This window comes from Plantibacter sp. Leaf1 (assembly GCF_001421315.1).
Classification (GTDB): Bacteria; Actinomycetota; Actinomycetes; order Actinomycetales; family Microbacteriaceae; genus Plantibacter.
On sequence record NZ_LMJX01000002.1, the window covers coordinates 1,740,414 to 1,763,838 of the forward strand.

Annotated in this window: 27 protein-coding genes; 13 read left to right on the plus strand and 14 right to left on the minus strand. The window is 70.8% G+C overall.

The window, feature by feature from the left end:
• Positions 1-102: 102 nt before the first annotated feature.
• Positions 103-765 carry a dihydrofolate reductase family protein gene (locus ASE44_RS10440; RefSeq protein ID WP_056779536.1) on the minus strand — a complete coding sequence of 221 codons (663 nt, stop codon included), beginning with the start codon at positions 763-765 and terminating at the stop codon, positions 103-105.
• Between the two features lie 213 nt (positions 766-978).
• Between ASE44_RS10440 and ASE44_RS10445 the strand changes: the two genes are divergently transcribed.
• Positions 979-1,179, plus strand: coding sequence for a DUF2795 domain-containing protein (locus ASE44_RS10445; RefSeq protein WP_162235747.1), 201 nt, complete (start codon positions 979-981; stop codon positions 1,177-1,179).
• Positions 1,180-1,320: 141 nt separating this feature from the next.
• On the opposite strand, the gene ASE44_RS10450 is transcribed toward ASE44_RS10445, so the two are convergent.
• Positions 1,321-2,163, minus strand: coding sequence for an SDR family oxidoreductase (locus ASE44_RS10450; protein ID WP_056781074.1), 843 nt, complete (start codon positions 2,161-2,163; stop codon positions 1,321-1,323).
• Between the two features lie 168 nt (positions 2,164-2,331).
• On the opposite strand from ASE44_RS10450, the gene ASE44_RS10455 reads away from it, so the two are divergent.
• Positions 2,332-2,637: a hypothetical protein gene (locus tag ASE44_RS10455; protein ID WP_056009273.1), complete on the plus strand. Its 306-nt coding sequence runs from the start codon at positions 2,332-2,334 to the stop codon at positions 2,635-2,637.
• A 70-nt stretch (positions 2,638-2,707) separates the two neighbouring features.
• Here the strand turns inward: ASE44_RS10455 and ASE44_RS10460 are convergent, their stop codons facing one another.
• Positions 2,708-3,049 (minus strand): hypothetical protein, encoded by a 342-nt coding sequence (locus ASE44_RS10460; protein WP_056009275.1) that lies wholly within the window; start codon positions 3,047-3,049, stop codon positions 2,708-2,710.
• Positions 3,050-3,151: 102 nt separating this feature from the next.
• On the opposite strand from ASE44_RS10460, the gene ASE44_RS10465 reads away from it, so the two are divergent.
• Positions 3,152-3,352, plus strand: a complete 201-nt coding sequence (locus tag ASE44_RS10465) for a hypothetical protein (RefSeq protein ID WP_056009277.1) — start codon at positions 3,152-3,154, stop codon at positions 3,350-3,352.
• A gap of 76 nt (positions 3,353-3,428) precedes the next feature.
• On the opposite strand, the gene ASE44_RS18490 is transcribed toward ASE44_RS10465, so the two are convergent.
• Positions 3,429-3,596 (minus strand): hypothetical protein, encoded by a 168-nt coding sequence (locus ASE44_RS18490; RefSeq protein WP_157579867.1) that lies wholly within the window; start codon positions 3,594-3,596, stop codon positions 3,429-3,431.
• Between the two features lie 61 nt (positions 3,597-3,657).
• The gene (locus tag ASE44_RS10470; RefSeq protein ID WP_056009279.1) at positions 3,658-3,939 is read right to left on the minus strand and encodes a hypothetical protein; all 282 of its coding nucleotides are present in this window, start codon (positions 3,937-3,939) and stop codon (positions 3,658-3,660) included.
• Between the two features lie 268 nt (positions 3,940-4,207).
• On the opposite strand from ASE44_RS10470, the gene ASE44_RS10475 reads away from it, so the two are divergent.
• Positions 4,208-4,525, plus strand: a complete 318-nt coding sequence (locus ASE44_RS10475; RefSeq protein WP_056009281.1) for a hypothetical protein — start codon at positions 4,208-4,210, stop codon at positions 4,523-4,525.
• 78 nt (positions 4,526-4,603) lie between these two features.
• Here the strand turns inward: ASE44_RS10475 and ASE44_RS10480 are convergent, their stop codons facing one another.
• The 3 genes from ASE44_RS10480 to ASE44_RS10490 are packed head-to-tail and all read right to left on the minus strand — an operon-like array spanning position 4,604 to position 6,798.
• Positions 4,604-4,870 carry a Rho termination factor N-terminal domain-containing protein gene (locus ASE44_RS10480; RefSeq protein WP_056009283.1) on the minus strand — a complete coding sequence of 89 codons (267 nt, stop codon included), beginning with the start codon at positions 4,868-4,870 and terminating at the stop codon, positions 4,604-4,606.
• Positions 4,871-4,909: 39 nt separating this feature from the next.
• Positions 4,910-5,665 (minus strand): ThuA domain-containing protein, encoded by a 756-nt coding sequence (locus ASE44_RS10485; RefSeq protein ID WP_200921049.1) that lies wholly within the window; start codon positions 5,663-5,665, stop codon positions 4,910-4,912.
• The gene (locus ASE44_RS10490) at positions 5,662-6,798 is read right to left on the minus strand and encodes a Gfo/Idh/MocA family protein (protein WP_056009285.1); all 1,137 of its coding nucleotides are present in this window, start codon (positions 6,796-6,798) and stop codon (positions 5,662-5,664) included. The genes ASE44_RS10485 and ASE44_RS10490 overlap by 4 nt, the downstream gene beginning before the upstream one ends.
• 120 nt (positions 6,799-6,918) lie before the next feature.
• Between ASE44_RS10490 and ASE44_RS10495 the strand changes: the two genes are divergently transcribed.
• The gene (locus tag ASE44_RS10495) at positions 6,919-8,115 is read left to right on the plus strand and encodes an ROK family transcriptional regulator (protein WP_056779539.1); all 1,197 of its coding nucleotides are present in this window, start codon (positions 6,919-6,921) and stop codon (positions 8,113-8,115) included.
• Positions 8,116-8,368: 253 nt separating this feature from the next.
• Here the strand turns inward: ASE44_RS10495 and ASE44_RS10500 are convergent, their stop codons facing one another.
• On the minus strand, positions 8,369-9,373 hold the full coding sequence (locus ASE44_RS10500) for an SDR family NAD(P)-dependent oxidoreductase (protein ID WP_056779542.1): 1,005 nt from the start codon (positions 9,371-9,373) through the stop codon (positions 8,369-8,371).
• Between the two features lie 158 nt (positions 9,374-9,531).
• Between ASE44_RS10500 and ASE44_RS19055 the strand changes: the two genes are divergently transcribed.
• From ASE44_RS19055 to ASE44_RS10515, 3 genes are all read left to right on the plus strand, one after another.
• Positions 9,532-10,089 carry a TetR/AcrR family transcriptional regulator gene (locus ASE44_RS19055; RefSeq protein ID WP_056779546.1) on the plus strand — a complete coding sequence of 186 codons (558 nt, stop codon included), beginning with the start codon at positions 9,532-9,534 and terminating at the stop codon, positions 10,087-10,089.
• A 107-nt stretch (positions 10,090-10,196) separates the two neighbouring features.
• Entirely contained in the window at positions 10,197-10,823 is a 627-nt protein-coding gene (locus ASE44_RS10510; RefSeq protein ID WP_200921051.1) for an MSMEG_1061 family FMN-dependent PPOX-type flavoprotein, read from the plus strand.
• Positions 10,824-10,881: 58 nt separating this feature from the next.
• The gene (locus tag ASE44_RS10515; protein WP_056779548.1) at positions 10,882-11,826 is read left to right on the plus strand and encodes a PDR/VanB family oxidoreductase; all 945 of its coding nucleotides are present in this window, start codon (positions 10,882-10,884) and stop codon (positions 11,824-11,826) included.
• A 37-nt stretch (positions 11,827-11,863) separates the two neighbouring features.
• On the opposite strand, the gene ASE44_RS10520 is transcribed toward ASE44_RS10515, so the two are convergent.
• Together ASE44_RS10520 and ASE44_RS10525 are read right to left on the minus strand one after the other, a co-directional pair.
• The gene (locus ASE44_RS10520) at positions 11,864-12,697 is read right to left on the minus strand and encodes a MaoC/PaaZ C-terminal domain-containing protein (protein ID WP_056779552.1); all 834 of its coding nucleotides are present in this window, start codon (positions 12,695-12,697) and stop codon (positions 11,864-11,866) included.
• Positions 12,698-13,975, minus strand: a complete 1,278-nt coding sequence (locus ASE44_RS10525) for a CaiB/BaiF CoA-transferase family protein (RefSeq protein WP_082455953.1) — start codon at positions 13,973-13,975, stop codon at positions 12,698-12,700.
• A 228-nt stretch (positions 13,976-14,203) separates the two neighbouring features.
• Here ASE44_RS10525 and ASE44_RS10530 point away from each other — a divergent pair, with 228 nt between their 5' ends.
• The 5 genes from ASE44_RS10530 to ASE44_RS10550 all read left to right on the plus strand — a co-directional run bounded on the left by ASE44_RS10530 (position 14,204) and on the right by ASE44_RS10550 (position 19,667).
• Positions 14,204-15,214: an iron ABC transporter permease gene (locus ASE44_RS10530; RefSeq protein ID WP_056779555.1), complete on the plus strand. Its 1,011-nt coding sequence runs from the start codon at positions 14,204-14,206 to the stop codon at positions 15,212-15,214.
• Between the two features lie 23 nt (positions 15,215-15,237).
• Positions 15,238-16,266 carry an iron chelate uptake ABC transporter family permease subunit gene (locus tag ASE44_RS10535; RefSeq protein WP_056781084.1) on the plus strand — a complete coding sequence of 343 codons (1,029 nt, stop codon included), beginning with the start codon at positions 15,238-15,240 and terminating at the stop codon, positions 16,264-16,266.
• A complete protein-coding gene (locus ASE44_RS10540; protein WP_235522585.1) occupies positions 16,263-17,105 on the plus strand; it encodes an ABC transporter ATP-binding protein in 843 nt (280 codons plus the stop codon). The genes ASE44_RS10535 and ASE44_RS10540 overlap by 4 nt, the downstream gene beginning before the upstream one ends.
• A 61-nt stretch (positions 17,106-17,166) precedes the next feature.
• A complete protein-coding gene (locus ASE44_RS10545; RefSeq protein ID WP_056779558.1) occupies positions 17,167-18,165 on the plus strand; it encodes an ABC transporter substrate-binding protein in 999 nt (332 codons plus the stop codon).
• Between the two features lie 140 nt (positions 18,166-18,305).
• Positions 18,306-19,667, plus strand: coding sequence for an MFS transporter (locus tag ASE44_RS10550; protein ID WP_082455954.1), 1,362 nt, complete (start codon positions 18,306-18,308; stop codon positions 19,665-19,667).
• 30 nt (positions 19,668-19,697) lie between these two features.
• Here ASE44_RS10550 and ASE44_RS10555 read toward each other — a convergent pair whose 3' ends face one another.
• From ASE44_RS10555 to ASE44_RS10565, 3 genes are read right to left on the minus strand one after another with little or no spacing between them, the layout of a single operon-like run.
• Complete coding sequence (locus ASE44_RS10555; RefSeq protein ID WP_056779561.1) at positions 19,698-20,501, minus strand: ABC transporter ATP-binding protein; 804 nt, start codon at positions 20,499-20,501, stop codon at positions 19,698-19,700.
• A complete protein-coding gene (locus ASE44_RS10560) occupies positions 20,498-22,366 on the minus strand; it encodes a dipeptide/oligopeptide/nickel ABC transporter permease/ATP-binding protein (protein WP_056779564.1) in 1,869 nt (622 codons plus the stop codon). Before ASE44_RS10560 ends, ASE44_RS10555 begins: the two co-directional genes overlap by 4 nt.
• Before the next feature lie 4 nt (positions 22,367-22,370).
• Positions 22,371-23,423, minus strand: a complete 1,053-nt coding sequence (locus tag ASE44_RS10565) for an ABC transporter permease (RefSeq protein WP_082455955.1) — start codon at positions 23,421-23,423, stop codon at positions 22,371-22,373.
• Between the last annotated feature and the right edge of the window lie 2 nt (positions 23,424-23,425).

Below are 23,425 nucleotides of genomic sequence, written 5' to 3' on the forward strand. Positions count from 1 at the left end.
GGGGCATGACGCCACGTTAGGGGACGTCACCCGTTCGACGCCGCCCCTTGCATTCCCAGGGAGGGCGTTCGCGGTGGGCGTTCGAGGCGGGCGTTCTCACACTCAGCGCGGCGTCCGCGTGAACACGTAATGCACCACCCCGCTCGGCGATGCCGTCACCTCCACCGTGAACCGGTCCTCCAGCCCTTCGAGGCCGTCCCACAGGCGCACCCCGCGGCCGAGCAGGATCGGGACGACGACGACATGGAGGTGGTCGACGAGGTCCGCCTCGAGGAACGTCCGGACGGTCGTGGGCCCACCACCGAGCCGCACGTCGAGGCCCCCGGCGAGCGAGGTGGCGAGCGCCAGGGCGTCGACCGGCGACAGCTCTCGGAAGAGGAAGGTCGTCTCCCCCACGACGAGGTCCGGTCGCTCGTGGTGCGTGAGGACGACCACCGGGCTGTGGAACGGTGGTTCCTCGCCCCACCATCCGCGCCAGCTCTCGTCCTCCCAGGGCCCGAGCTGCGGACCGAACTTGCGCCGACCCATGATCTCGACACCGATGCGGTCGCCCGTGGCCGACGCGAACGCGTCGTCGACGCCGCGGGTCCCGGCACCGACCGCCTCGGCCTCGTGGCCGGTCATCGCCACGAAGGTGTGCGTCGGCAGGAACCACTGCATCAGCCGGTGCTCGGCGTGGCCGAAGGGCGTCTCGAAGGACTGGCCCTCGCCGGTCGCGAAGCCGTCGAGCGAGACGGCGAGATTGTGGACCCGGAGCTTCGTCATGGGCACACGGTAGTCCGGAACCGCCGCGCGCCCCACCCCCAGTCCAGACCACCCGCCGCGCTCGAGTAGCAGCTCGACGACGGAAAGGCAAGAGCGCGCCGAGCAGCTGAACGGGAACGACACTCGAAGGAGGGCACGGCGGTCCGACGACCGTTCGACGCAGCCGGCCCGCCTGACATCGGGTGCCACGAAGCGCCCAGAGAGGAGATGCTCGTGTTCACCGAGCTCGACGAATTCCTACGCGGCATGGAGTACCCCTGCCGCCCCAGCGACCTGACGCGTGAGGCCCGCCGCGACCTGCTTCCGACCCATCTGGTGGAGGCGCTCCGCTCGCTCCCCGAGCGCAGCTACACGAGCCGCTGGGACGTCCTGCACCGCACCTCGATCGCGGAGGCGCTGCCGATCGGCGTCTGAGCCGCGAGCTGGACACGGGAGAGGCACCGGTACACGACCGGTGCCTCTCCCGTTCCGCGTCACTGGCTGGCGGCTGCGCGCCAATCGTGTGCCGTGATGTGCAAGGCACCGGTACACGACCGGTGCCTCTCCCGTTCCTCGTCACTGGCTGGCGGCTGCGCGCCAATCGTGTGCCGTGATGTGCGATCCGGCCTGCGGTCCCATCAGGAGCATGCCGCCGTCCACGGGGATGGACACCCCGGTCAGGTAGCTGGAACCCGGCGACGCCAGGAACGCGATGACGGAGGCGATCTCCCGCGCATCGCCCGGGCGGCCGACGGGGATGCCGGGGCGCTCGGTGTCGTGCGGGTCCTCGTCGGTCTGACCCGTCATCGGCGTCGCGATCTCCCCCGGGGCGACCGAGTTCACCGTGATGCCGTACGGGGCGAGTTCGACGGCGGCCGTCTTCACGAGACCGCCGAGTCCGTGCTTGGCGGCGTCGTAGGCGGTGGATCCGACGCGTGGCTGGTGCTCGTGCACACTCGTCACGGCGATGATCCGTCCACCGGCGCCGCCCTCGGCGAGGTGTCGGGCGGCGCGTTGCATGCAGACGAACGCGCCGTCGAGGTCCGCGGCGACGACTTGGCGCCACTCCTCGAGCTCGATCTCGAGGAAGGGCGTCGAGGCACCGGTTCCGGCGTTGTTCACGAAGACGTCGAGTCCGCCGAGCTCCGCGACGAGCCGGTCGACGACGTCACCGCAGGCGGTGAGGTCGGTGGTGTCGAGCTGGGCGACGACGGCGCGGCGACCGAGCGCACGGACCTCCTCGGCGGTGGCGTCGGCGCCCTCCTCGTCCGTGTGCCACGTGATGCCGACGTCCATCCCGGCTTCGGCGAGCGCGACGGCGGCGGCGCGGCCGATGCCCGAGTCGGAGGCGGTGACGATGGCCCGGGTGGGCGAGAAGGCGAGGTCGAGACGGTTGGGTGGGGTCGGGGTGTCAGTCATGCCGACACGGTAGATCGCTCGTCGTGTCCGCATCGCAGGCTTGCGATCGGGCTCGGGGTGTTGCACCATTCGTGCCTGGACGACGGTTTCGCAACCCCCCTGGGCTCCGTGGCGCTCCCGCGGACTCGGGCCTACCGTTGGAGGAGGGGTGGGCGGACTGGAGGACCCATGGGCAAGATGATCTACGACGCCGACGTCAGCGTGACGTTCGACGACCGGGTGCTCGCGCACCTGCAGCACGTGATCGGCGCGAAGCTGCGCCGCGGTGAAGGGTTCTACTTCGGCTGGAAAGACGACCCGCGAGCGGGCGACGGCCGCTCCACGATCTGGTTGCACCCGGCGATGTCGCTGCGGTTCAAGTACGCGGGCAGTGTCCCGGTCGAATTGAACCGTGCCTGGCTCGAAGCGCTCGCGATCAGCGCGGACTCGACGCACGGGCTCGTCCTCGTGCCGGAGCCGGGACCGCGCGTCTGAAGCACGCAAACGACAGCGGGCCGACGGTTCTCCGTCGGCCCGCTCTCCTGTGTCGAGTGCTCTCCGCAGCTCACATCGAGCGTTGGTCGAACTCCAGGTCGTCGATGTCGGTCAGCTCCGTCGCCCATTCCGGTCTCGCCGGTTGCAGCTCGGCGGTGCGCTGTTCCAGCTCGACGATGGTCGCTTCGTCGAGCGGCTCCTCCGAGGCGTTCTCGACGGGCGTCGAGAACAGCTGACTCGTCGGGCCGATGAGGAGGTGCGCGAAGCCGATGCTCCCGCCCTCGTTGATCGTCGGCACGGTGATGATGTCGGACTCGCCGGACTGGGCGAGGGCGCGGGCATACCGCAGCAGGGCTTTGCAGGTCTGGTCGGCCATCAGCAGATAGCCGCTCGAGTAGTACAGCTTTCTCATGCGACCATTGTCGAAAACCGCGCGGCGACGCGGCAGTGGTTGAATCCTGGACCGGAAAGGTATACCGGCGGTGGGTCGCGCGCCGTGCGCTATCGTCTGGGCATGACCGACAGCGACCAGACTCCGCACACGCACGACGAGAACCGCCACGACCAGCTGACCACGGCCCCGAACGCGACCGAGGCGGACGCGGCTCCCCGCATCGACGTCACCGATCAGGGCGACGGCGTCACCCGGATCGACATCCGCGACGACGCGGCGGTCCGCCCGGGTGCCGACCCCGAGGACACCGACGAGGCCTGAGCCACGACCCTCAGTACGACGAAGCGCCGCCGACCCTCGGGTCGGCGGCGCTTCTCGGTCGTGCGGGCGCTCCAGCTCAGTGGCCGTCGGCGTCGTGCAGTGGTGCGGCGTCCGGCTGCTCGAGCACGTCCGGCTCGTCCTCGGTGTCCTCGCCCGTCGGCTCGTCAGGGATCTCGGTGGGAGGGGTGCCCGCGACCATGTCGGGGTCGGTGCCCAATGCGTCTGCTCCGGTGAAGTCGCTCATGTCGCTCCTGCTTTCCTGTGGTGGTGGTTGTGGTGTGGTGCTGGTGTCGGTCTGGTGCGCGTCAGGCGACGACGACGTGGAGTCCGCCGGTGATCTCGATCTCCTCGAGCATCTCGGCCGCCATCCGCTCGTCGATCGGCGGCTCGAATTCGGCGTCGAAGGCGAACACGATCGGTTGCTCGGGCGAGACGGTGACGGGTTCGGAGGAGTGGAACCGTCCACGGTGGAGCTGCAGGCGGAAGGACTGGTCATCGAGCATGCGCGTCAGGATCACGTGTTCGAGCTGGGCGAGCGTCTGATCGTCGACCTGTGATCGGAGCGCACCGAGGCGTAGGAATCCCATCGTCAGCTCCCCTCTCAGGTGTGCCACGCTAGCGCGGCACGCGCGGGCTGCAGGGGCCATTGCGCGGAAGGGCCGAGGGGCGGACAATGCGCGCAAGCCGCCTGATCAGGTCGGTCGACCGAAGGGGTCTGTGGATAATCGGGCGAACCCCTCGGATGTCTCGTATCCTGGTTGAGCGCCCATCCGACCCGGACCCCGTCGGAGCGCGCTCAGATGTCGGCCATCCGCGCCGACGGCTGTCTCCCGGGGTCGGAAGTCGAGGGTTCCCATGGGACAACTGGTGTATGGCACGGGCGACGCTCGCGTGCGTCTCGACGACCGCATGCTCGCCCACGTCAAGACGATCGCGCTGATGAAGCTCCGCCGGAACGAGTCGTTCGCCCTGACGGTGCGACAGGACTCCACCACCGAGGGGCGGACGACGCTGTGGCTGCACCCCGCGATCGCGCTGCAGTTCTCCTTCGACACCGACGAGGTCGGCGAGATGGACCGCTCCTTGCTCGAGTCGTTCATGCACGAGGCGAACACCGGCGAAGTCGTCGTGCACGCGTCGAGCGAACACGACTCCGCCGCCCGGTCGGAGTGACCTCGGCGGCGGTGCCGCGCGCTCAGCTGTTCCGGAGCATCGAGACGAGTTCGCTCTTCCGCTTGCCGGAGTAGCCGCTCAGCTGTTCCGCAGCATCGAGACCAGTTCGCTCTTCCGCTTGCCGGAGTAGCCGCTCAGGCCGATCTCCTTCGCGCGGTCACGGAGCTCCGCGACCGTCCAGTCCTCGTAGGAACCGGACTCCCCGCCCTTCTCGCCGATCTTCGAGCGGCCCTGCTTCGCCGCGGCGTTCGAGATGCGCGCAGCCTTGCTCTTGGACGCACCGTCGTCTCGGAGCTTCTCGTAGAGTTCAGGGTCCTTCAGTGACGGGTTCTGCTTCTCCGGCATGTCGTCCCTCCCGGTCATTCCAGTCGATCTGCCAGCAGACTACGCCTGCTCGCCCAGGAACCAGTCCCTGGGGTGCTGGTCGGCGGTCGGCGGGGTGCGCTCGATCGTCGGACGCGCCCACTCGGCCGCGTTCGCCAGCACCCGACGGATGTCGGGGTGATGGTAGACCGGGTACTCCTGGTCGCCGGGCGAGAAGTAGAAGACCCGCCCACGCCCGCGGTGGTACGCGACACCCGAGCGGAACACCTCACCGCCGGCGAAGGTGGAGAGGAACACCTCCTCATCGGGCCGCGGGATGTCGAAGTGCTCGCCGTACATCTCCTGACGGTCGATGACGATCGGGTGCGGGACGCCCTGGGCGATCGGGTGGTCCGGCAGAACGGTCCAGACGAGTTCGCGCTCGCCGTCGTTGCGCCACTTGAGCGCGCACGTCGTGCCCATCAGACGCTGGAAGACGCGGGAGTAGTGACCAGAGTGCAGGACGACGATGCCCATCCCGGCGTGGACATGCCTGACGACGCGCTCGACGACCTCGTCCGACACCTGGTCGTGGGCGATGTGGCCCCACCAGAAGAGGACGTCGGTGTTCGCGAGCGCCTCCTCCGTGAGCCCGTGCTCCGGCTCCTGGAGCGTCGCCGTCGTCACGCTGACGGCCTCGCCGAGCGACTCCTCGAGTCCGTCGGCGATGACCCGGTGGATGCCGTCGGGATAGTGCCCGAGGACGACCGCGTCGCCGCGGGACTCGTGGACGAACTCGTTCCAGACACGGATGCGGATGGGGGACGTGGTGCTCATGCGGGGACCTCCAGTTCGTGCCCGGCGGCGGCCGAGGCGTAAGCGGCGTCGATGACGCGGCTGCGGTGCAGGGCGTACTCGCCGTGGTGACCGGCGAACCGCAGCTCGCCACCGGCGGACTCGCCCGCACGGATGGTCTCGAGGAACTCCGCGATGACCGACTGGTGGTGACCGGACGGCACCTGCACCGCGGGTCGCTCGATCGTCGGCGCGCCGGCCACGTCGCGGTAGATCGTCACCGTGCCCTCGGTGTTGTAGTTGTCGACGTGGAGGCGGACGCCACCCTCCGAGCCGAGGAGCTCGACCGAGATGTCCTCGTGGGCCTTCGAGTAGGACGCCCACGACGCCTCGAGGTGCAGGCTGCCGCCGTCCTCGAAGCGCAGGAGGGCTGAGGCGAAGTCCTCGACGTCGAACGCGTGCGTGGACCGACTCGAGACCGGACCGCCGCCCGAGGAGCCACCGCGACCGGCGCGGCCGAGCTCGTTGTAGGCGACCGCGGAGACGTGCGTCACGCGCGGTTCGCCGAGCAGCGACAGGGCGATGTCGAGGACGTGCGAACCGAGGTCGATGAGCGGTCCGCCACCAGCGGCCGCCTTGTTCGTGAACCAGGAGTCGATGCCGGGGACACCCTGCCGCCGCAGCCAGGACGCGCGCGAGTGGTAGACGCGACCGATGGGCTCCTCGGCGAGGTAGCGGGCGAGGTAGGCGACGTCGGCGCGACGCCGGTGGTTGTAGGCGACCTCGAGCACGCGGTCGGCGGCCGTCGCCGCCTCCACCATCTCGGCGGCGAGATCGGCGGTGGTCGCGAGCGGCTTCTCGCAGAAGACGTGCTTGCCGCTGCGGAGTGCAGCGACGGCGATCGGGTGGTGCAGGGCGTTCGGCACGCCGATCGAGACGATGTCGAGGTCGTCGCGGGCGACGAGGTCCTCCCAGTCGGCATACGTGTCGGGGACGCCGCGGCTCTCGGCGAGCTCGGCGAGCCTGGTCGGTTCCTGGCCCGACAGGGCGACGACCGTCGCGCCGGGGAGGGCGGTGAAGGCGTCGAGGTGGGTGGTGCCGGCGAAGCCGAGGCCGATGACGCCGACCCGGAGGTCCGGAGCCTTCGACGGTGACGTGGTGGTGCTCGTGTCCATGCTCGGGCGGATCCTTTCGGGGTGCGGATGCCGGGCACGGAGTCGTGACCGGCGGTGGTCGACCTTCGCCACTAAATATAGCGACCATATCTAGTTTCGCAACCCTGCTACAGTCACCCCATGGTCGAACCGGGGGTCGAGACGGGCCGAGCGAGTGTCGAACTCGTCGCCGCATACGCCTTCGATCACGGCCCGTTCACCGCCAGCGAGGTCATGGACGCGACCGGGCTGACGCGCGCGACCGTCCTCAACGCGTGCGACCTCCTCGCCGATCGTGGCTGGATACGGGAGCTCGACGACGCACGCGCCGCAGGCGACTACCGACGGGGCCGGCCGGCGCGACGCTACGAGTTGGCCGCCGACACCGCGTTCGTCGTCGGCCTCGACGTGGGACAGCACCGGGTCGCCGCGCTCGTCGCGACGCTGCGCGGTGACGTCGTCGGCCGCGCGGAACTGCCGATCGTGGGCGGCGACGAGGATCCGGACCTGCGCCTCGCCACCGCCCGCGCCGCCGTCGAGCAGGCGACCGCCCAAGCCGGCACGACGGCCGGCCAGGTGCTCGTGACGGCGGTCGGCGTGCCGGCTCCGGTCGACGTGCACGGTCGCTCTCCGCGCGGCGACCACGACTACTGGGCCCGGATGAACCCCGACTTCGCGACCCGGCTCGGCCCCTGGGGCGAGGTGGTGCTCGAGAACGACGCCAATCTGGCGGCGTCCGCGGAACGGGCCCTCGGCGCGGTGGCGCGCGAGTCCATCGCCGTCCTCCTCGCCGGCGTGAGCTTCGGTGCCGGCCTCATCGTCGACGGCGTCCTCCTGCACGGCGGCGCCGGTGGTGCCGGCGAACTCCGCGTGCTCGGCATGGTCGAGGGTGTCGGCTCCTCGGAGGGGCTCGACGGTGCCGCACGATCCTGGCTGGAGGAGGACCGCCGGACGGGACGGGTGCCCTCGGCGTCCCCGCTCGCCCTGACGCCCGTCGACGCGCTCGACGTGAGCCACATCGTGGACGCCGCGACCGGAGGCGACGCCTATGCGGAGGCGCTGGTCGAACGACTCGGCGAGCGCCTCGGCCGCGTGTGCGTCGTGCTCGGCAGCCTCCTCGACGTCGAGGAGGTCGTCGTCGCCGGTGGCGTGGCGCGGGTCGCCTCCCCCGTCATCGCCGCCGCCCATCGCTGGCTTGAGCAGGGCGTCTACGCGCCGACCCCGCTCGTCCGGGCGTCCGAACTCGGGGCGGACGTTGTGGCCCTCGGTGCCATCACCCGCGCGGTCGCGACGATCCGCTCGCAGCCGTGGCGGTTCGCCGCGTCGATCACGCGCTGAGCCGACGGGCGGCGAGTCGACGGACCCCGGACACCGCGCAGGGCCCCACCTTCCGCCAAGATCGGTGGGGCCCTGAGTGCGGTGTTACCGCGCTGCGACGGTCGTTCCGGCCGTACTCGTTCGGACCGTTCGCAGATGACGGGCGACGCTGAGCGCGCCTGTGTCCTTCAACCGTTGCAGAAGCCGAACACGCAACCGACCCGAATCAAGCGTTAAGAACGATGGTTCTTAACGAATCGTGAAGAGCGCGGTGCTACTGCACCGACCATCCGCCGTCGGACGGCAGGACCACGCCGTTGACGTTCACCCCGTCGTCGCTCAGGAGGAAGGTGATGGAGGCCGCGAGCTGCTCGGCCGTCGCGATCGTCGGGATCGCCGCCTGGAACGGTCCGAGCCGCGCGGACCCCGCCTCGGACACGTTCGGCGGGAACGGGATGCCCGTCGCGACGCCACCAGGAGCGACGGCGTTCACGCGGACACCGTGCGGGCCGTACATGAACGCGGCGCTCTTGGTCATGCCGACGACCGCGTGCTTGGAGGTCGTGTACGCGTTCCCCGAGGCGTTGCCGCGGAGCCCGGCCTCGGAGGCGATGTTGACGACCGAACCCGAGCCGGCAGCGACCATCGCCGGGAGGACCGCCCGGGTCAGCTTGAAGGCGCCCGTCACGTTCACGCCCATGACGCGGTCCCAGGTCGCGTCGCTCGTCTCGTGCAGCGGGGAGAAGTCGTCGTTGATGCCGGCGACGTTGGCGAGCGCGTCGATCCGCTCCCCTGCCGCGGCGACGATCGCGTCGATGTCGTCCTGCTTCGTGATGTCGCCCGCGACCGTGACGAGGTCGGCGTCCGGCAGGCTCGAGGCGAGGTCGGCGAGCTTGTCCTCGAAGAGGTCCACCGCCACGACCCGGCCGCCCTCGCGCGCGACGCGGGATGCCGTGGCACGACCGATGCCGGAGGCCGCACCGGTGACGATCACCGTCTTCCCGGCGAACCGTCCGGCGGTGATGCGCTCCTGCCACCCTTCAGACGCCGCATCGACCGGCGCGACGCCGTCGTTCGCCGCGAGGACGAGCTCGTCGATGAGCGACTGCGGCAGCTTGCCCTGACTCAGAGCCACGAGCTGCTGGAGCGGCAGGCCGGCGATGGGCGCGAGCTGCGACTCCTCGGTGCCGAGCTGGACGAGGAGGCCGCGGATGAGCGGGCCGCCGGTGGGGTCGGCGAGCCAGGCGGCGATCGGGGTGTTGGCGGTGAGGACGCTCATGGGGTTCCTTCGTTCTCGGGACGGCGGCGCGCGGTGGATCCGCCATCCGGACATCATTGTCCGGTACACGGTACGCCGCCGACGACATGGCCACCAGCCCTCACGGTGGGCTCCCAGCCAGGTGCACCGGACCGGCCGCGCGGCGTTACGCTACCGGGATGCCGTCGACACCCGCGAAGCCGAACCGCGGCCCGAGCGCGGGTCCGGAGAACCGCCGCGCACTCGTCGCCGCAGCGCGCCAGGTGTTCACCGCGGACGGGTTCGGCGCCCCGCTCAGCGCGGTCGCGAAACGCGCCGGGGTCGGCCAGGGCAGCCTGTACCGCCACTTCCCCGACCGTTTTTCGCTCGCGCTCGCCGTCCTCGAGGAGAACGTCGGCGAGCTCGAGGAGCACGCCGCGCGCCCCGACGCCACCCTGGACACCCTGCTGGACGTCGTGATCGACCAGGCGCTCGTCACCTCACCGTTCGTCGAGGCCATCCTCGGGGCGGGCGACGACCCACGCGTCACCGCCCTCGGCACGCGCCTCGACCGACTCGCGCACGCCCTGCATGCGAAGGAACTGGCTGCCCACCGCATCGCCGACCACGTCGAGCCCGACGACATCCTCATGGCCGTCTCGATGGTGGGCGCGACGCTCACCCGGATCCCGGCATCCCATCGCGCAGACACCGCGGCTCGCGCGAAGGCGATGTTCCGTCGCTCCTTCGGCCGATGACGCGGCTTGGGACGATGGCACAAGAACGACCCGAACCGTGTGTCGACGGACCATTGATGCGTGCGGGGACCGACCGTAGGGTCGGAGGGACAGAGAAGGGGTCCGCCATGCCGGCCAACGCATTCGCCTCGATCGACGTCGAGGCCATCCGTCGCTCGCTCGGCGAACCGGATCCGGCGGCGACGGCCAAGATCATGGACGAGCTGGACGAGAACTGCCTCGCCTTCCTCGCCCACTCGCCCTTCTGCACCATCGCGACTTCCGACGCGGCGGGCACCTGCGACAACTCGCCGCGCGGCGACTACCCGGGGTTCGTCCGCGCACTCGACCCGAGCACCCTCGTGATCCCGGAACGCCTCGGCAACCGGCTCGCCGACTCCCTGCAGAACATCGTGCAGAACGGCCACATCGGCATGCTGTGCTTCGTGCCAGGCATGAGCGAGACCCTGCGGATCAACGGCACCGCCATCGTCACCGACGACCCGGCGCTCATGGCGATGCTCGAGCAGGACCACGTGACACCGCAGCTCGCGATCGTGGTGCGCACCGAGGAGGTCTACCTGCACTGCGGTCGGGCGCTCCTCCGCGGCGGGATCTGGGACGCCGAGATGCAGGAGCTCGCCGACGAGGTGCCGAGCGCCGGCCGGATCTGGGCGAGCATGTCCGGGCTGAGCACCGAGGTCGGTGACGCGATCGACGAGGCCGTCGCCGTCGGCAACCGGAGCCTGTACTGATGGCTGGAGCGAGAGCAGCGTTCATGATCGGCGAAGCCATCGACAGTGAGGATTCCTGATGCGCAACCGCGCGGGCATGACCCCGCTCATCGTCCAGGAGATCGTGCGCGAGACGCCCACGATCGTCAGTGTGGTGCTCGCCGACCCTGAGGGCCGCCGCCTCCCGGCATGGGACCCCGGCGCCCACATCGACCTGCAGCTCATCACCCGCCACGAACGGCAGTACTCGCTCTGCGGCGATCCCGCCGACGAGTTCCACTACCGGATCGCGGTCCTGCGCGAAGAGCACTCGCGGGGTGCGTCCCACTACATCCACACCTTCCTCCGCGTCGGGCGGAAGGTCTTCATCCGGCCCCCGCGGAACCTGTTCCCGCTCTCCGACGCGAAACGCCACCTGCTCCTCGCCGCGGGCATCGGGATCACGCCGCTGCTCTCGATGGCGCGACGACTCGCCGCCGGCGATGCCGACTGGACGCTCGTGTACGCGGTGCGCACCCGCGAGGACGTCGCGTTCGGGCCGGAACTCGACGCCCTCGGCGACCACGTGCGGATCCACGTCAGCGGGGAGAGCGGACGGCTCGACCTCGCCGGGCTCCTCGCCGGGCTCGAGCCGGGCACCGACGTGTCCGCGTGCGGGCCGCGCGGCTTCACCGACACCCTCACCGATCTGGCGGAGACCTTGCCGGACGACTGCCGGCTGCACCTCGAGCGGTTCGAGCCGAAGCCCCGCGCCTACCTGCCGAACACGGCCTTCACCGTGGAGTGCGCGCGCTCCGAGCGCACCGTCGAGGTCACGGCCGGGCAGACGATGCTGCAGGCGATGCAGGCCGCGCGGGTCGGCATCCCCGGCTCGTGCCTGCGGGGCGTCTGCGGCTCGTGCGCGGTGCAGGTGGTCGACGGGACACCCGAGCACCGAGACTCGCTGACGACCGACGACGCGTCGATGATCATGTACCCGTGCGTCTCGCGGTCGCTGACGCCGACACTCGTGATCGACGCCTAGGACGCGCGGGAGGCAGGCCGACCCGACAGGGCTCCCCTCAGGGGCGCCAGGCGGCGTCGGCGGAGGCCAGGACCGTACCGTCGGCGGCACGCACGACGACCGAGGTGCCGGCAGCGTCGTCCGTGCCGACGATGCGGAACGTCGTGTCCACGAGCACCGGCGCCTTCGCCCGGAACCGCACCGACGCGAGTCGGCGACCGTCGGCATGCGCGGCGAGCGCATCGAGGACGAGGATGCGGGTCAGCGGACCGTGCACGAGCAGGTCGTCGAGCCCCTCGACGTCGCGCGCCCAGCGGCGGTCGTAGTGGATCCGATGCGTGTTGCCGGTCACGGCCGAGAACCGGAACAGCTGCCGCGAGTCGAGCGAGCGGCGCTCCGACCAGTCGGCACCCTCGTCGGGATCGGCCGCGTCCTCCGGAGCCGGCGCCGGTGCCGACACCCGCGGCGTCGGGACCGCCGGCTGCGCCTCGAGGAACACGTCGTGCCAGGTGCTGCGCACGGCGACCGTGCCGTCGACGAGGTACTCGCGGACGAGGTCCGCGAAGACGAGGCGACCCGCCCGACCCTGCTTCTCGACGAGCGAACCGAGACTCGTGCGCTGCGTCACCGGCTCGCCGTAGCGGAGCGACCGGAGGAACTCCGTGTCCTCCCCCGCGTACATCCGACGTGGCAGATCGATGGTCGGCAGTACCCCATCCTCGGCCGGTGAGCCGTCCTCACGGAGCTGGGCGAACGGCGTCGTGAACGGGAAGTAGACGCCCTCCCACCCGGCGGGGAGTTCCTCGCCGGCGACCGGTTCCGGCATCCCGGTCGCGAAGGTGCTCCGGTACCAGGACGCGGGCCCGGCCTCCAACCGTTCCTCGCGTTCCACTCAGATCACTCCGTCGGCGCGGAGTCCGGCGATGCGCTCCGTGTCGTACCCGGCGAGCGCCGCGAGGACGTCGTCGGCGTGCTCCCCGATGCGGTTCGCGGGGCGGTCGGTCGTGGCCGGGGTGGCGCTCAGCTTGATGGGCTGGCCGAAGGAACGGAGCGTGCCGAAGGCACCGTAGTCGGTCTCGACGACCATGTCGCGTTCGGCGGTGCCGGGATCCTCGACGACCTCGCCGATGGTCTTCACCGCGGTGAGCGGCACGACGTCGCCAGCGAGTTCCTCCAGCTCGGCGCGGGTGCGGTCGGCGAACCAGGAGACGACGAGCGGCTTCACCCGTCGGGCGTAGACCTCCTCGTCGAAGCGCTTCCGCATGGTGTCGATCTCGGGGTCGGTGATCGCCTCCGGAGTGCCGAAGAGCTCGCAGCTCGCCTTCCAGAGTTTGTCGGTGTAGGCGCCGAAGAACACCTGGCCGTCGGCGCAGGGGAACAGTTCGTAGGGGCGCACCCAGGCGTGCTCGTTGCCGGACGGGGAGGCCACGGTGCCGTCGACGGTGTAGTCGACGACGGCGGTCTCGGTCATGGCGATGATGCTGTCGACCTGGGCGACGTCGACGAGCTGACCGACGCCGGTGCGCTCGGCGTGCCGGAGGGCCGCGAGCGTGCCGATGACGCCGAACATGGTCGCCGAGAGGTCGCCGATCGTCACGCCGACGCGGACGGGCGGCTGGTCGGCGTAGCCGTTCATCGACCAGAGGCCACCGGCGGCCTGCGCCGTGTTGTCGAACGCCGGGCGGCGGCTGCGCGAGCCGGTCTGTCCGTAGCCGGAGATCGCCGTGTAGACGAGCTTCGGGTTGATCTCGGCGAGCGCCTCGTAGGGCAGTCCGAGCTTCGCCATCGTCCCGGGGCGGAAGTTCTCGACGAGGATGTCGGCGCTCGCGACGAGGTCGCGCAGCACCTCCTTGCCCGCCTCGCTCGCGAGGTCGAGGGCGAGGCCGAACTTGCCGCGGTTGTACTGGCCGTAGTACCCGCTGAACTCCTCGTCACCGTCGCGGAGGTAGGGCGGGAAGCCCCGCGAGACGTCGGGGTCGTTCGGGTTCTCGATCTTGATGACGGTGGCACCGAGGTCGGCGAGCATCGAGGCGGCGTAGGGGCCGGCGAGCACGCGGGAGAGGTCGAGGACGACGACGCCTTCGAGGGAGCCGGGCGGGACCGCGAGTCGTTCGGTGGCCGCGAGGATGGCCGCGGTGTCGGCGCCGTTCGGCTGCTGCTGCTCGGTCATGCGTGTCCTCCTGGGCATCGGGCGTGCCGCGTTCCGGCGTCGCGGGAGCACCTTCGCCGTGCTGCATCCGTCTCGGTCAACGGTATCGGGCGCTGGAGGATCGACCCATGTGCGAACCGCACACGTCCGCCCGACTTCCATGGGCGGCGACTCCGGCCGACTCCCACCTCCCACAGGCGCCAGGCACGCGTGCACCGAGGCGATGATAGGTGAGGCTAGGCTTACTTCATGCGCAGCGCGACCCTCCTCCGATCGAGACGCGCGCTCGCCGTCGGCTCCCTGGGTGCCGCCCTGCTCGTCATCGCCCTCGCGAGCCTCATGCTCGGCAGCAACCTGATCAGCCCGGTGGCCGTCGTCACGGCCCTGTTCGACCCCGCCCAGGACACCGGTGCCGTCGTGTGGGGCTCGCGGGTGCCGCGCACCGTGCTCGGGATCCTCGTCGGCACGTGCCTCGGGATCGCCGGTGCGGTCATGCAGGGACAGACCCGCAACCCGCTCGCCGACCCGGGCCTCTTCGGTGTCTCGGCCGGGGCGAGCCTCGCCGTCGTCGTCGGCGTCTACGTGCTCGGCACGAGCTCGGTGGTCACCACCCTGTGGCTGGCGCTGCTCGGTGCCACCGTCGCCAGCGTCATCGTGTTCTCCGTCGCCGCCCTCGGTCGCGGCCTCTCGAGCCCCGTGCCGCTCGCGATCGCCGGCACCGCCGTCTCGGCCCTGCTCGTCGCCCTCACCTCCTACCTGGTGCTGTCGGACGAGACGACGCTCGCCGCCTACCGCATCTGGGTGGTCGGCTCGCTCTCCGGGCGGTCGCTCACCGGTGTCGACGCCGCCCTCGTCTTCGCCGGACTCGGCCTCGTCTTCGCCCTCGCGAACGTGCGGTCCTTGAACGCCCTGGCGCTCGGGACCGAACTCGCGAACGGGCTCGGCGAGAACCTCCTCCGGGCACGCCTCGTCGGGCTCGCGGCGATCACCCTGCTCACCGCGGCGGCCGTCGCGCTGACCGGCCCGATCGCCTTCGTCGGGCTCACGGCACCCCACATCGCCAGGACCCTCGTCGGCGGGCATCACGGCTGGCTCCTACCCGCGTCGGGACTCGTCGGGGCCGGCGTGCTGCTGGCCTGCGACGTGATCGGGCGCTTGATCGGCGGCACCGCCGAGGTGCCCGTGGGCGTCGTCCTCACCGTCATCGGTGGCGCGGCCTTCATCATGATCGTGCGGCGCGGACGGATGGCCGAGCTGTGAGCGCCGTTCCGGAAGGCAGCCGCGTGTTCGGTCGCCTGTGGCGCGGTCGGGTCGTCGTCGTCACGATCGTCTGCCTCGTCGTCGCGCTGGTGTTCGCGCTGCTCGGCATCGTCGCAGGATCCTCTTCGCTGACGATCCCCGACGTGATCACCACCCTCCTCGGCGGCGGGACCGGCGGCCAGGAGCTCATCGTGTTCGAACTCCGCCTCCCCCGCGTCGTCGGCGGTCTGCTCGTCGGCGCGGCCCTCGGCCTGGCCGGGGCACTCACCCAGACCTTCGCCCGCAACCCGCTCGCCACCCCGGACATCCTCGGCGTCACCTCGGGCGCCGCGCTCGGGGCCGTCGCAGCGATCGTCCTCGTCGGCGGCAGCTACTCCGTAGGCGCCGGCGCACTCAGTCTCGGACTGCCCGCCATGGCGGCGATCGGGGCGCTCGTGACCTCCGCGGCCGTCTACGCCCTGTCCTGGCGCGGCGGGGTCGACAGCTTCCGACTCATCCTCATCGGCATCGGCGCCACCGCGACGCTCGGCGGCATCACGAGCTACCTCATCGCCCGCGCGCAGATCACGGAGGCGGCAGCCGCCGCGCAGTGGCTCGTCGGCAGTCTCTCCGGCATCTCCTGGTCGAGCGTGTGGCCGGTGCTCGTCGCGCTGGTGATCCTCACGCCGATCGCGGTCCTGCAGACGAGCAGCCTCGACATCAGCCAGCTCGGCGACGAACTCTCCACCGGCCTCGGCGTCGCCGTCCAACGGCACCGGATCATCGTCATCGCGTGCGCGGTCCTGCTCGTCGCCGCGGCCGTGTCCGCCGCAGGGCCGATCGAGTTCGTCGCCTTCGTCGCACCCCAGCTCGCCCGTCGGATCGCGCGCACCGGTCGTCCACCCCTGCTCGCCTCGGCGCTGCTCGGCGCCGTCATCGTGACGGGCGGCGACGCGCTCGTCCGCGGCGTCCTCCCGGGTGAGATCCCGGTGGGCATCATCACCGCGATCGTCGGTGCCCCCTATCTCATCTGGCTGCTGACGCGCCGCAAGGAACGGGAGACCTCCGCATGACCAAGCCCGCCATGACCACGGAAGCGCACCCGGCTCCCGCCCTCGAGGCCCGCGGGGTCTCGCTCGCCTACGAGCAGACGGTGGTGTTCGAACAGCTCGACCTCCGCATCGAGACCGGGCAGGTGACGACCCTCATCGGTGCCAACGGCTGCGGCAAGTCGACCCTGCTGAAGGCGTTCGGTCGCCTGCTCACCCCGACCGCCGGCACCGTCGAACTCGACGGCCGCGCCGTGCGCTCGATCCCGACCCGCGAGGTCGCACGCCGGCTGGCCATCCTGCCGCAGAAGCCGCTCACCCCGTCGGCGACGACCGTCCGCGACCTCGTCTCGCGCGGACGGCACCCGCACCAGAGCCTGCTCAAGCCGTGGACGCCCGCCGACACGATCGCCGTCGACGAGGCCCTCGCCGCCACCGGCCTCGAGACACTCGCCGACCGCGACACCGCCTCGCTGTCGGGCGGGCAGCTCCAGCGTGCCTGGATCGCCCTGGTCCTCGCGCAGCGGGCGCCGACGATCCTGCTCGACGAGCCGACGACCTTCCTCGACCTCAGCCACCAGCTGGACGTGCTCCGGCTCGTGCGGTCGATCAACCGTGAACGTGGCGCCACCGTCGTCATGGTCCTGCACGACCTCACGCTCGCCGGCCGGTACTCGGATCGACTCGTCGTCGTGGGCGGCGGTCGGATCATCGCCGACGGCACGCCGTGGGAGGTGCTCACGCCGGCCGTCCTCCGCGAGGCCTTCGACCTCGACGCCATCGTCATCCCCGACCCGAGCAGCGGTTCGCCCCTCATCGTGCCCGTGGACCCCGACGACGCGATCGCGCTCGACGCCGAGTGATCCGGGCGATTCGGGGATTCCGATATCGATTCGTAAATTAGGTTCGGCTATCCTAAGTATCATGACGATCTCTTCACGCCTCCGCCGCGCCGCACTCGTGCTCGTGCCGGCGCTCGCCCTGGTCGGCCTCGCCGGCTGCTCCCCCACCGCCGCATCCGACGCCGACAGCAGTGGCGCTTGGAGCTACACCGACGACACCGGCACCACGGTCAAGCTCGACCAGCAGCCGAAGCGTGTCGCGAGCTTCGCCGACTACGCCCTCGGCCTGCACGGCAACGGCATCGACCCCGTCGCGGTCTTCGGTCGCGTCGACGTGGCGACCGACCCGCGTTTCGCCGACTACGACCTCGGCGACACCGCGATCGTCGGCAACAGCTACGGCGAGATCGACCTCGAGGCGCTCGCCGAGGCCGCTCCCGACCTCATCGTGACCGGCCTCTACCCGACCGACCGCGAAGGCACCCTCGACCTCACCGGCCCGTACTACGGGGTCGCCGACGTCGAGCAGCAGGAGCAGCTCGAGAAGATCGCTCCGGTCGTCGCCATCAAGGTCGGCGGCAAGGGCGCCGACGTCATCGCCTCGCTCAACAAGCTGTCCGAGGCGCTCGGAGCCGAGGAGGACACGATCGCCGCCGCCAAGGAGCGCTACGACGCCGCGGCCGCCGACCTGACCGCCGCCGCGAAGGAGACCGACCTCGAGGTCACGCAGATGTACGCGGACGCCGACGGCGTCTACGTCGTGAAGCCGCAGGACGAGCCGGAGACCGAGCTCTACAGCGAACTCGGCGTGAAGTACACGAACGCGAACCCGGACGGCTACTACTACTGGGACATCTACAGCTGGGAGAACGCGGCCCAGATGATGACGGGCGACGTCCTCCTCGTCAACGTCGAAGGCTTCCAGCAGAGCGACCTCGAAGCCCAGGCCACCTTCGCCTCGCACCCGGCCCTCGTCGCCGGTCAGATCCACTCCTGGAACACCGCCGCCCTCGACTACACCTCGCAGGCGAAGCAGATGGAGAAGCTCGCCGGCGTCCTCCGCGAGTCGAAGGCGCTGTAACCCTCCCGATCCGCCCATGTGACCTCGACGCACCGAATCCCCATCGGAGTGTGTCGAGGGCACATGGGCGGTCCTCGTGGCAGCCGGTAGCCTCTTCAGGCGTCCGGGCCGTCCCGGTGCGCCCAACACGAAGGAGTGCCATGGCCATCGACAGCGCGCGCGGAAGCGAACCCCGCGGAACGGACACCGTCCGAGGACAGAGCGACATCGATCGCGACGGGCTCGACTCCCGGGTGCAACGCCGGCGGGCCATCCTCGCCAGCTCCGTCGGCACGGTCATCGAGTGGTACGACTTCACCCTCTACGGCCTCGCGTCGGCGCTCGTCTTCGCCCCGCTGTTCTTCCCGGGCGCCGGCGACCTCGCCGGGCTCCTCGGCGCGTTCGCCGGCTTCGCGGTCGGCTTCGGTGCACGCCCCATCGGCGGGCTCATCTTCGCCCACTACGGCGACAAGCTCGGTCGCAAACCCACGCTCCTCATCACGCTGCTCTTCATGGGCGTCGCGACCACGTTCATCGGGCTGCTGCCCACCGCTGAGACCATCGGTGTCTGGGCGCCGATCCTCCTCATCGTCCTGCGGATCTTCCAGGGCATGGGATCGGGTGCCGAGTTCGCCGGCGCGATCACGATGGCGAGCGAGTCCGCCGACGTGAAGCACCGCGCGTTCGCCGCGTCCTTCCCCGGCGCCTCCGTCTACGTCGGCATGGCCCTCGCGACGACCGTGTTCGCCGTGGTGAGCGCGCTGCCGACCGAGCAGTTCCAGAGCTGGGGCTGGCGCATCCCGTTCCTCGCGAGCGTCGTCATCGTCGCCTTCGCGCTCTATTTCCGCCTGCGGGTGAAGGAGACGAAGGCCTTCGAGAGCGCCGAGGAGCGCGGTTCGACCAGCTCCGCACCGCTCGTCGGCGCGATCCGTTCGCACTGGCGCGTGATCATCTGCGGGATGGCGCTGTTCGCGTTCGCGCTGCCGTGGGTCTACGTGGTGCAGGTGTTCTCGCTGTCGTACGTCACGGGCACCCTGACGGTGAACCCGACGGAGGCGCTCATCGGCCTCATCGTCGCCGAGGTCCTCACCATCCCGACGGCGCTGCTCTTCGGCCGTCTCGCCGACCGCATCGGCCGGAAGCCGGTCCTCATGGGCGCCGCGATCTTCGGGGTCCTGTACGCGTTCCCGATGTTCCTGCTCTACAACACGGAGCAGTCGGTCGTCGTCGCGCTCGGCCTGATCCTCGGCCTCGCGGTCATCCAGGGCTCCACGATCGGCACCTCCGGAGCCCTGCTCGCGGAGATCTTCCCGACGTCGATGCGGTGGAGCGGCATCGCGCTCTCCCGCGAGATCCCGGCGGCGCTCGTCGGCGGGACCGTCCCCCTCGTCGCCACGGCCCTCGTCGCCGCGAGCGGCGGAGCCCCGTGGCTCGTGGCCGCGTACCTGCTCGTGCTCAGTGCGATCGGCATCGTCGGCATCGCGTTCCTCCCGGAGACCCTGCCGCGTAAGCAGCGGGGCTGACGGGAGAGCCGACGACAGGAGCGGTCCGGCCTACCGGCTGGGCCGCTCCTCCTCGTCCCAGGTCATGCGGCGGCCCATCACGGGCACGGAGGCCAGGAGCTCGCGGGTGTAGGCGTCCTCGGGAGCGGCGAGGACCGTCGAGGTGGGGCCCGCCTCCACCACCCGGCCGGCCTGCATGACACTCACCGAGTCGCACATGTAGTTGACGACGGCGAGGTTGTGCGAGATGAACAGCACCGTGAGGTCGAGTTCGCGCTGCAGCTCGCGCAGCAGGTTGAGGACGACGCCCTGCACCGAGACGTCGAGCGCCGAGGTGATCTCGTCCGCGATGAGCACCTCCGGTTCGGCGGCGAGCGCCCGGGCGATCGTGATGCGCTGCCGCTGACCGCCGGAGAAGGCGGACGGCAGCTCCGAGGCGCGGTCCGGGTCGATCTGCACGCGTTCGAGGAGCTCGCCGACGCGTGACCGCTGCTCCGCGCGACTCCACGAGCGCCCGGTGGCGCGGGAGCCCTCGGCGATCGACAGGCCGATCGGCATGCGCGGGTCGAGTGCGGAGTACGGGTCCTGGAAGACGAGCTGCACGCGGCGTCTGGCCCTGCGGGCGGCGGCGGAGCGTCCGACGATGTCGGCACCGTTCAGGCGGATGCTGCCCGCCGTCGGGAGGACGAGTCCGACGGCCGCGGCCGCGACGGTCGACTTCCCGGAGCCCGACTCCCCGACGAGTCCGTGGGAGGTGCCGGGGCGGACGGTGAGGTCGAAGCCGTCGACGGCCGTGTGTGCTGCGGCGCCGTGGCCGTAGCGGACGGTGAGGCCGGAGAACTCGAGACCGGTCATGCGCGCTGTCCTTCGGTGGTGATGACGGGCTGGTCGTCCGGCCCGTCGACGAGCAGATCGGGCCCTTCGACAAGCGGTTCCTGAGCCTGTCGAAGGGCAGGGACCAGGAGGTCGTCTTCGTCCATCGCGCCGATGACCGGGAGCGGCATGGTGCGGTCCGAGGTCATGTCCGGCACGCAGGCGATGAGCCCCTGGGTGTACGGGTGACGGGCCTCGTGGAGGCGGTCGGCGTCGAGGGATTCGACGATGCGGCCGTCCTTCATGACGAGGATGCGGTCGCAGAAGCCGCTCACGAGGGCGATGTCGTGCGAGATGAGCAGGATCGCGGCGCCGGTCTGCACCTGCGCCTCGTGGAGCACCCGCAGGACCTGCCGCTGCACGGTCACGTCGAGCGCGGTCGTGGGCTCGTCGGCGATGAGCAGCTTGGGGCGGCCCATCAGGCCCATCCCGATCATGGCCCGCTGGCGCATGCCGCCGGACAGTTCGTGCGGGAACTGCTTGAGCCGTTTCGCGGGGAGCGGGATGCGCACCGACTCGAGCGCGGCCTCGGCCCGCTTCGTCGCCTCGGCCGTCGACAGGCCCTCGTGGACCTCGACGGTCTCGCGGAGCTGCTTGCCGATGGTGAGCGAGGGGTTCAGCGAGGTGAGCGGGTCCTGGAAGACCATCGCGAGTTCGAGACCCAGGCGGCTCCGTTCGCCCGCGGTGAGCGGCGCGGTCATGTCGATCCCGCGGAACGTCAGCTCGGAGGCCTGCACCGACGAGTCCGGTCCGAGCAGGGCGGCGATCGCCATCGCGCTCACCGACTTGCCGGACCCGGACTCCCCGACGACGCCGACGACCTCGCCGGGCATGATCGTGAGGCTGATCCCGTGGACGCGCTCGACGAGTCGACCGTCGCGGTCGGGGAACGCCACGCGGAGGTCGCGCACCTCGACGACGGGCGCCTCCTCGGTGGGGACGGCGGCCGTGGCGGCCTCGGTCGCCGCGCGCGAGCCGCGTCGTCTGGCTGGAGCCGGCAGGCCGAGCAACCGCTTCGACGACTCGTTCCAGAGCTCGCCGAGCTGGGTGAAGATGACGCCGCACACGACGAGCGCGATGCCGGGGCCGATCGCGGCCATCGGGTTGCCGTAGATGCGGGCGATGCCGAGACCGAGCAGGCGACCCCAGTCGTACTCGGGGGCCTGGACACCGAGGCCGAGGAAGGACAGCCCGGCGAAGGCGAGGAGGGTGCCGGACGCCGAGACGGCCGCGTTCACGAGCATCGGCGGCAGCATGTTCGGCATCACGTGGCGGACGAGCACCTCGGCCTGGCCGACGCCGGCGATGCGGGCGGCCTTGACGTAGTCGCGTCCGATGAGCGAGGAGGCGAGCGTGTAGGTGAGGCGCGCGAAGGTCGGGACGCCCGCGAAGCCGACGGCGAGCATCGCCCCGGTCGCGCTGGCGCCCCAGATGACGGAGAAGAACAGCGCCATGAGCAGCCACGGGAACGACAGGAGGATGTCGATGAGCGCCGTGACGAGGCGACGCAGCGGCCGCGGCAGCACCGTGGCCACGGCGCCGAGCAGCACGCCGCCGACGACGGAGATCGCCGTCGCGCCGAGCGTCAGGAGCACGGACACCCGCGTCGCGACCATGACCCGTGCGAAGACGTCGCGGCCGAGTTCGTCGGTGCCGAAGGGGTGGGCGAGGCTCGCGCTGGCGAGGCGGTCGGCGACGGAGGTCGTGTCGGCCGCCGTCCCCCACACGCTCGGGGCGACGACCGCGACGACGATGATGAGGAGCGCGCCGACGGCGCCGGTCAGCCCGCGCGGGGTGCGGAGGCGGTCGAGCAGCGGCGAGCGACGGGTGCGGGTGGGTGTGCTCATGGGCTCAGCCCTCCGTGATCGACGAGCGCGGATCGATCGTCGCGAGTGCGACGTCGATGAGGAGGTTGAGGCCGAGGACGAGCATCGCGTACACGAGCACGATGCCCTGGATCATCGGGTAGTCCTTCGAGGTGATCGACGACACGATGCTCGTGCCGAGACCGGGGATGGCGAACACCGTCTCGATGAGCACGGTGCCGGCGACCATGCCCGTGAGGATGATGCCGCCGATCGTGAGCGTCGACGTCACCATGTTCGGCAGCGCGTGCCGCAGGTAGACCAGGTGGGTCGGCAGTCGTTTGCTGCGGGCCGTCGTCATGTACGGCATCTCGAGGACGGCGAGCATCTCGACGTGCACGATGCGTGCCAGGTAGGCCATGGGGCCGACGGCGAGCGCGACCACCGGCAGGATCGCCTGGTCGAACGAGCCCCAACCGGCCGCCGGGAGGACCTTCAGGCCGATGCTGAACACGGCGATGAGGCCGACGGCGAGCAGCAGGCTCGGGATCGCGATGAGGACCCCGAGGAGCCCGGAGACCCCGAGGTCGGCGAGGCGGCGACGGCCGGTGCGCGAGGACACCGCGGTGGCGACACCGATGGGGAACGCGCCGATCGCCGCGAGGAGGAAGGACGCGACCGCGAGGGTGAGGGTGACCGGGAAGCGTTGCGCGATCGTGTCGGCGACCGGCCGCTGCGAACCGATCGCCGTGCCGAAGTCGCCGCGGAACAGACCGCTGACGTGGTTGACGAACTGCTCCGGGACGGGCACGTTCAGGCCGAGGTCGGCCCTGGTGCGCTCCACGAGCTCGGGGGTCGCGCTGTTCCCGAGTGCCGCCCGCACCGGGTCGCCCGGGACGAGCTGCACGATGAGGAACGTCGCGACGATGACGATAGCGAGGGAGACGAGCACCCGACCCAGCCGTCGGAGGATGAAGGACGTCCGCGGCGAGAGTCCGCCGAGGACACCACGACCCCCTCGACGCGCGACCGCCGGGCCGCCGGGGCCCGTGGCCGGGTCGGTGGCCTGTCCGGTGGTCACGGTCGAGGGGATCGCCATGA